Below are 6,812 nucleotides of genomic sequence, written 5' to 3' on the forward strand. Positions count from 1 at the left end.
TCAACCTCGAACTTAATCAGACCTTACAAGGCTTTATTTGCCAATACAAAATTTAGAAAAAATCCGTCCTAGAATTTCTTCAGTGTGAGTAACGCCGATGATTTCATCTAGTTGCGATAATGCTTCACGCACTTCAAAGGAGATTAATTCTGGCGCAAGATTAGTTTGCGACCCCTGCCTTGCTCGCTCTAGTGCGGATTCGGCTGATTTTAATGCCTGGAAATGCCTGGCTGTGCAAATCATCACTTCAGTCCCATTTTGTCGACGCGCTTGGAGCAATTGCTCAGGAATGCTTTGACAAAGTTCTTTAATTCCCTGCCCAGTTAGAGTTGAGATTTTTGCAACGCTAATCTCTTTAAGCTTATGCAGGGCATCAATTTGCTCAATCTCGCTCAGTAAATCAACTTTCGTTAACACTGCGAAAACGGACTTGTTTGTTTGAGTAACTTGGCGATAGAGTTTTAATGTTGTAGCGAGTTCTGCGGGAAGCTTAAGCGCTACGCAGTCGATTAAAAATAATACAAGATCAGCCTTTTCAATTTGCTCACGCGAACGCGCAATGCCCAGTTGCTCAACAGGATCAATCTCCCGTGTTTGCTCAAGCACGATTCCAGCAGTGTCGGTAAGGCGGATCAGCAATCCTTGGAGGGAAATTTTCTCTTCAATCGTATCGCGGGTAGTTCCGGGAATGGGGGTGACGATTGCTCGGTTTTCCCCGAGTAGTGCATTGAGCAAGCTAGACTTTCCTGCATTGGGAAGCCCTGCAAGGACAACACGCGCCCCTTCACGAAAAATTCTACCTTGATTAAAACTTGAGCTTAAGTTGAAAAGCTCAGCTTGTGTTTTTTGAAGTGCCGACTGCCACGCAAGGTGTGTTTGTGGATCAATATCTTCTTCAGGGAAATCAATAAAAGCCTCAATCTCTGAGAGTAAGTCGCGTAAAGGCTCCCCTACCTTATCAACTGCACCTGAAAGTTTACCTTCGAGTTGCTCGCGGGCAACTCGCACTTGCTCTGCAGATTCGGCATGGATTAAATCGGCGATTGCTTCTGCCTGGCTTAAATCCATCTGACCATTTAGATAAGCGCGGCGTGTAAATTCTCCTGGCTCTGCTAAGCGTAATCCACGTTGGCTTAAATCATCGAGTAGGTTTTTTAAAATCACCGGACTTCCGTGAATTTGAAATTCGCAAACATCTTCTCCAGTGTATGATTTTGGCCCCTCAAAGAATGCGCACATGGCAAAGTCAATTACTTGCCCTGCTAAATTATCGAGACGTGAATAAACAAAAGTTCTGGGCTTTTTTAGAATTTCTTCTGCGCGGTGCGTATTGGAGAGAACAAGTTCTTTTACTCCTGGTCCGCTGACGCGCACTGCGTGGATTGCTGCGTGACCTAAGGCCGTGAGCGGGGCAAAAATTGTAGCATTAATGCTAGTCACATTTAATTTGGATAGCTATGAAATTTTAATAAAAATTGTAGCAGCAACTATAATCGCAAATGAAGCAATCAAGGACCAGCGCATTGCAACTTGTGGGGTATGTAAGCGTAGACCTTGTTGTTGGGTAATTGCTAAAATATTACTAACCAGCCAGTAAAGAGTTACTCCTGCAGGGAAACTTGCAAACATAAAGCCAAAAATAAATGGCATGATCAGCATCGCTTTCTTTTGTGCAGGCTCCATGTTGGAAGGCATGGTCCATTGTTGAATTAACATGGAGGCAATCATCAGCAGTACCATCACCGGCACACCAACACCTGCTAGATGCAGTTTTTCTGGTGCCGACAAATCCTGAATCCAGAGTGCAAATGGCGCGTGCCTAAGTTCAATGCCAAGTAAGAGCGCTGAATAAAGTCCAATGAAAATTGGAAACTGTAATAACATTGGGAAACATCCGCCGAGTGGGTTGACGCCACGGCTACGATAAAGTTCCATCAACTGCGTTTGCTGAGCTCGAGCATCCTTAACTGTTTCGCGCAGGCGTTTAACTTCAGGCTGAATATCTTGCATTGCCTTCATTTGTTTAAACGAGGCAGTATTCAACGGGAAGCTTGCTAACTTCACTAGAATTGTCAGGAGGATAATCGCCAGGCCATAATTTCCGACTAGTTTATAAAAGGCATTAAGCAGCCAGAGTAGTGGTGCCGAAAGAAAAGCAACTTTTCCAAAATCAATATTACGCTGCAATTCACTACCTGCTGAACTCAAAATGGAGTAGTTTTTAGGCCCAATCCAAAGCTTGAAATTGCCCTCAGTCTCCCCGCCCTTGAGCTTCAGTGAGTGAATATGATTGTCTACAGCAACATTACTTTCAGTGGGCTCACTTGCAAGATTGAGGATTGTTGAAACAAAATATTTATTTGAGATTGAAACCCAGCGTACGTTTCCGGGACTAAATACTTGACCTTCAATTTCGTTGACCTTCTTATGAAAGGCCTTTTGCCCGTCAAACCAATTAAATGTGGTGATGTCATATGGGTCGAGCAGCGAATTTGAAGCTTGCGTAATAGCTTTTGTCCATTCAAGCGTGGTGCGGTTTCGCGCAGAGTCAGGCGCAGAAGTTTGAACCTTGCAATTAAACCCATAGCCAAGCCCAAAGAATGTCAGCGTTTTAGTGATGCTCCGCCCGTCTGGCAAATTACCGGTAAAGGCAATATTTTTCTCAGCGCTTCCTGAAATCTTAAAGCCCTCTGTTTCTGAAGCTAGATACTGCACATAGCGATCGTCTGTTGCTCCCTGAGAAATCCCCAGTGGATAAGCTTGCCCTTCGATATGCAACACGGCCTCGTAATCAGCGCTATTTTTTTGGACAGTTTCTTTGTAATTTTTAAATTTAACAGAGGTAACTCGTGCTCCGAGTTTTGAAATCGTAACTATTAGGTCATCGGTTTCAATGCGAATAAATCCTACTTGGGCGATTTCGCCGTCGGTTGGGGCGAGGTGCTTAGTTGTTGGAGCTTCAGCTGAGGTTTGTCCGACAGTTGGATTTGCTGTTGCTGAGCTTGTTACAGTAGCTGATACGGGTTGCGTGCCTTGGCTTGCTGGTTCGATTTGTCCAGTTTGACTTTGCGGGATTTGGGGTTGGATTTTAGATTTGAGGTAAGGGTCTAAAATTGTCGTTTTGTAGATAAAAAACAGACAAAGACAAATTAAAATCGCAAAAATTCGTTTACTATTTTGTTCCATAACTATTGATTACTTTCAGCAGTAGATACTGAGCTCCAAGGGTTGCATTTGAGGATGCGCCTGAATCCAAGATACGTTCCATGAAGTAAGCCATGCGCTTCGATTGCTTCAGCTGTATAAATTGCGCAGCTTTTTTCAAAGCGGCAGTGCTGTCCGAAAAAAAGTGACAAACTTGGTGAGGCTAGGATATGCCAAAGCCGACAAGCACTGGATCCGATTTTTCTTAAATTAATAAAATAGCTCATGATTGGTTGCGACCTTACTCCTTGGTTGTTTGTCTTAGCATTTGCTGCGGTGGGAGTATTTTCGCACGCCCCAGCAGATAGCCAAGTTCTCGCGCAATTAGCCTGTAACTTAAGGTGCAGGCGCCTTCCTGAGCGATAATAATTGTGGTCATGCAGCTGCTCATGATGGGGCGTTTTTTCCTGTAGAATTCTCGAATTCTTCGCTTTAGTAGATTGCGGGCAGTGGCGCGCTTATCGACTTTCTTTGTGATCGTAATCCCTAAGCGCTGTTTACCGCTGGGTTCATCTTGGTAAATAAGAAGAAAATGCTCTGAGCGTAGTTTTCTCCCCGAACTTTGTAACTGCAGAAAATCCCGCCGCTTTTTTAGCCTGCGCTCGGGTCCAAACTTTCTGTCGCTAGTCTTAGTTGTTGTCGTTTTAGCTGCGGCCAAGAATCGTTATTTCTTTCTACCTTTTACTGGAGCAGTTGAGGTTAAACGCTTACGACCTTTGGCTCGTCGACGCGAAAGCACTGTCTGGCCATCTTTAGTTTTCATTCGTTTTCTAAAGCCGTGGGTTTTGAGGCGACGTCTTTTGCTTGGTTGATATGTACGTTTCATAAGTTAATCCGAAAAATTCTATATATATAACGGAGATTATTTTTGAATAAAATTCAGAGGCAGAGGCTGCCATTTGCTCAATATGGAGTCAAGAAAACTACTAAAGAAGTCCAGCATTTTATACATATGCCGTAAGGATACTATCAGTGTGGTGGGAACCGACTTTCCATATTTTATATGGAATTTTGCCATATAGAGTAACCCCGTACCTCCGGCATTGAACTTTGCCTAAAAAGAAAACCGCCTGAAATCATTAATAATTTCAGGCGGTTTTACGGGTTTTTATTGCTTACTATTGTATTTGTGTAGGCATCGCAAAATCAGCCTTACCACTTACTTCACGTAGTCTTACAACATCGGCAAGAATACGTCGTGGTTGCGCTGTGCGCAGCTTCACCGTTCCATAGGTGTTTTGCGATGTTCCAAAGGTGCTTGCATCACTTAAGTTATATTGAACAGCGCTTGCAGTGCGGCAATCAATAATATTTTGGTCAAATAAGGTCTGCCCACTCGAACGCAGTTGCAGTCTAAAATCACTTGGATTTCCTGGGCTGCAAGATACCTTAAATAAGTTCTTCATCTCTAAGAAGTTATTATATGTGCCGGCCTGAACGTTCTGCCCAAGCAGACGGCCAAGTGTAGCGTAAGCAGTTTGCACTTGATTTACTTGGCAGTCATGGAAGTAAACCGAGCTTGTTGCAACGAGCGAACCACGGTCACTTGAAGTTAATTCAACTGAGCCAACTTCGCCCTTTGGTAGTAATGAACTAGCGTTAAAGTGATACTGCGCACGAGGCTGCAAGACTTGACTTGCTTGTCCAAGTAACACCCCAGAAGCACTGCGGAATTTCACTGTTGCAGTCACTGGAATTTCGCGCACGTTTGCCACTTCAATCCAGTTTGTATTGCTCCAACACTGACCAGTTTGGTTAGATGTGTTCATTAATTGCTGGTCTCCGTTTCCTGCACGTGAATCGATTGGGAAAGCGAAGAAGAAGTTACTAACTCCACCGTAGGCTCGATTATTAGAAGCGTAACGAGTTACGTTTGCGAAGTATTTCGTTGCTCCATCAAGTGGCTGAACTTCACTCAAATACGCGCCCTGTCCATTTTCGTGTCCAGCGTTAATGTCTCTTTCACCAAGTGGTGGAACTGTTACAACCTTACGTTGAACAATCTGACCTGATTGGCTGTAGAGATTATAAACGAAATCACGCGGGATAATGTCGAGGTTAATGATTTCAGTCCAGTTTGGCACTACAAAGCCAGCGCCTTGTGGGTCATAGGAGTTTCCGATTGAATAGGTGTTGCCTAGAGTTGGATTACGTAGCTCTTTAGCAAAGCCAAACGAATAGGTATTTGCACCAGTGCCTTCGTCCTTACGATAGTTACTCATGCGACCAACCAATGTTGAGCCAGGGATTCTGTCATTCCAGCTTACTTTGACAATACCGTAGGTATCAATACGTCCTGCCATTGTGTGGATATCAACGTCAACCTGGTTATCAACTGGGATATTCACCTGGGTTTCATTGATTTTGTTACCATTGATGTCAAACACTTCTACACGAGCAGTTACTGGAACTGTTCCATTGGCAATTAGCTCTAGGAAGTTAAACTGCTTCAAGAAAGTGTTATATTTTGTGTATGCTGGGCTCTTTAAGTGCAATTGGAAAGAACCTGGGTCATTACAATCAGTTCCATCAATGATTTCCTGATCGCAGCAGATACCATCTCCATCCGCATCGCCACCTTGGTCTGCACATTCTCCATCTCCAAGACGATAGCCTGGGTCAATATTGCTATTGACGCTTTGCCCAGCGCGATTCATTGCAACCACAGAATAGTAGTATGTCACACCTGGAACTGCAGAGCGGTCAAGGTATGTTGTCACTGTGACTGGGTCACCAATTGGACTACCAACACCACCTGGGAATTGTGAGCGGTAAACTTGGTATGAAGTTGCATTTTGCGCAGCATCCCAAGTGACAAATACGTAATCTCTAAATGTTCCATCTGAGGCTTGAACATTAATTGGTGCATCAGGAACAGTTAGTGAACCAACAAAGTTATGAATTTTATTGGTGTTTGCTACATCAGAGACGCTTGTTGGTTGGAACAGACAGCCACTTTTGATTGGAGTGATTGTGTAAGTCGTTCCCGGTGCAACACTTGGGTAGTTGTAGTGCCCAGCGCCGTCAGTTGGAATTGTTCCAAGAGCAGCACTTTGCATTGAAACACCAGCAATACATTCTGGATCTCCAGTGATTGTTCCAGAAACAGTGTATGTATTATTAACTAGCGAAGCTACAAAGTTATGCACGTTATTTTGTGTAGCAGTGCCACTTGCGCTTGACGGAGTGAAAGTACATCCGGTTTTGGATGGCGTAATCGTATATGATGTTCCGTAAGGAATATTTGTATATGAGTACTGACCAGCGCCATTAGTCGTAGTGTTGCCAAGGGCAGCACTGGTCATTGTCACACCTGAGATACACTGAGCGTCACCAGTGATAGTTCCGCTGACTGTGTATTTATTTACAGTACCAGTGAAATTATGCACTTGGTTGCCGGTAATGTTATTTGCGCCAGCATTGGTTGGCGTGAAAGTACATCCAGTTTTAGATGGAGTAACAGTATAAGTAGTTCCCTGAGCAACATTTACATACTGATAGAAACCCGCACCATTTGTAGTTGTATTACCAAGTACTGAGCTTGCAATTGTCACACCTGAGATACACTGAGCGTCACCAGTGATAGTGCCACTGACGGTGTAAACTGG

6 protein-coding genes are annotated in these 6,812 nt (G+C 43.9%); all 6 read right to left on the reverse strand.

Annotation, left to right across the window (positions count from 1 at the left end; genetic code table 11):
- Positions 1 to 33: 33 nt before the first annotated feature.
- Positions 34 to 1,440 (reverse strand): tRNA uridine-5-carboxymethylaminomethyl(34) synthesis GTPase MnmE, encoded by a 1,407-nt coding sequence (gene mnmE / locus JNK13_07050; GenBank protein ID MBL7662493.1) that lies wholly within the window; start codon positions 1,438 to 1,440, stop codon positions 34 to 36.
- 15 nt (positions 1,441 to 1,455) lie between these two features.
- A complete protein-coding gene (gene yidC / locus JNK13_07055; protein MBL7662494.1) occupies positions 1,456 to 3,186 on the reverse strand; it encodes a membrane protein insertase YidC in 1,731 nt (576 codons plus the stop codon).
- A gap of 2 nt (positions 3,187 to 3,188) precedes the next feature.
- Positions 3,189 to 3,431 (reverse strand): membrane protein insertion efficiency factor YidD, encoded by a 243-nt coding sequence (locus JNK13_07060; GenBank protein MBL7662495.1) that lies wholly within the window; start codon positions 3,429 to 3,431, stop codon positions 3,189 to 3,191.
- Positions 3,432 to 3,445: 14 nt separating this feature from the next.
- Positions 3,446 to 3,862, reverse strand: coding sequence for a ribonuclease P protein component (gene rnpA, locus JNK13_07065; protein MBL7662496.1), 417 nt, complete (start codon positions 3,860 to 3,862; stop codon positions 3,446 to 3,448).
- 6 nt (positions 3,863 to 3,868) lie between these two features.
- Entirely contained in the window at positions 3,869 to 4,030 is a 162-nt protein-coding gene (gene rpmH / locus JNK13_07070) for a 50S ribosomal protein L34 (GenBank protein MBL7662497.1), read from the reverse strand.
- 292 nt (positions 4,031 to 4,322) lie between these two features.
- Positions 4,323 to 6,812: hypothetical protein (locus tag JNK13_07075; GenBank protein ID MBL7662498.1), on the reverse strand; the 2,490-nt coding region annotated here is incomplete at its 5' end.

It is taken from the genome of bacterium, from assembly GCA_016786595.1.
Classification (GTDB): domain Bacteria; phylum Bdellovibrionota_C; class UBA2361; order SZUA-149; family JAEUWB01; genus JAEUWB01.

Excerpts from the sequence above, each read along its gene's own strand:
- yidC (MBL7662494.1), bottom strand. The coding sequence starts at position 3,186 with ATGGAACAAAATAGTAAACGAATTTTTGCGATTTTAATTTGTCTTTGT.
- JNK13_07060 (MBL7662495.1), bottom strand. The coding sequence starts at position 3,431 with ATGAGCTATTTTATTAATTTAAGAAAAATCGGATCCAGTGCTTGTCGG.
- rpmH (MBL7662497.1), bottom strand. The coding sequence starts at position 4,030 with ATGAAACGTACATATCAACCAAGCAAAAGACGTCGCCTCAAAACCCAC.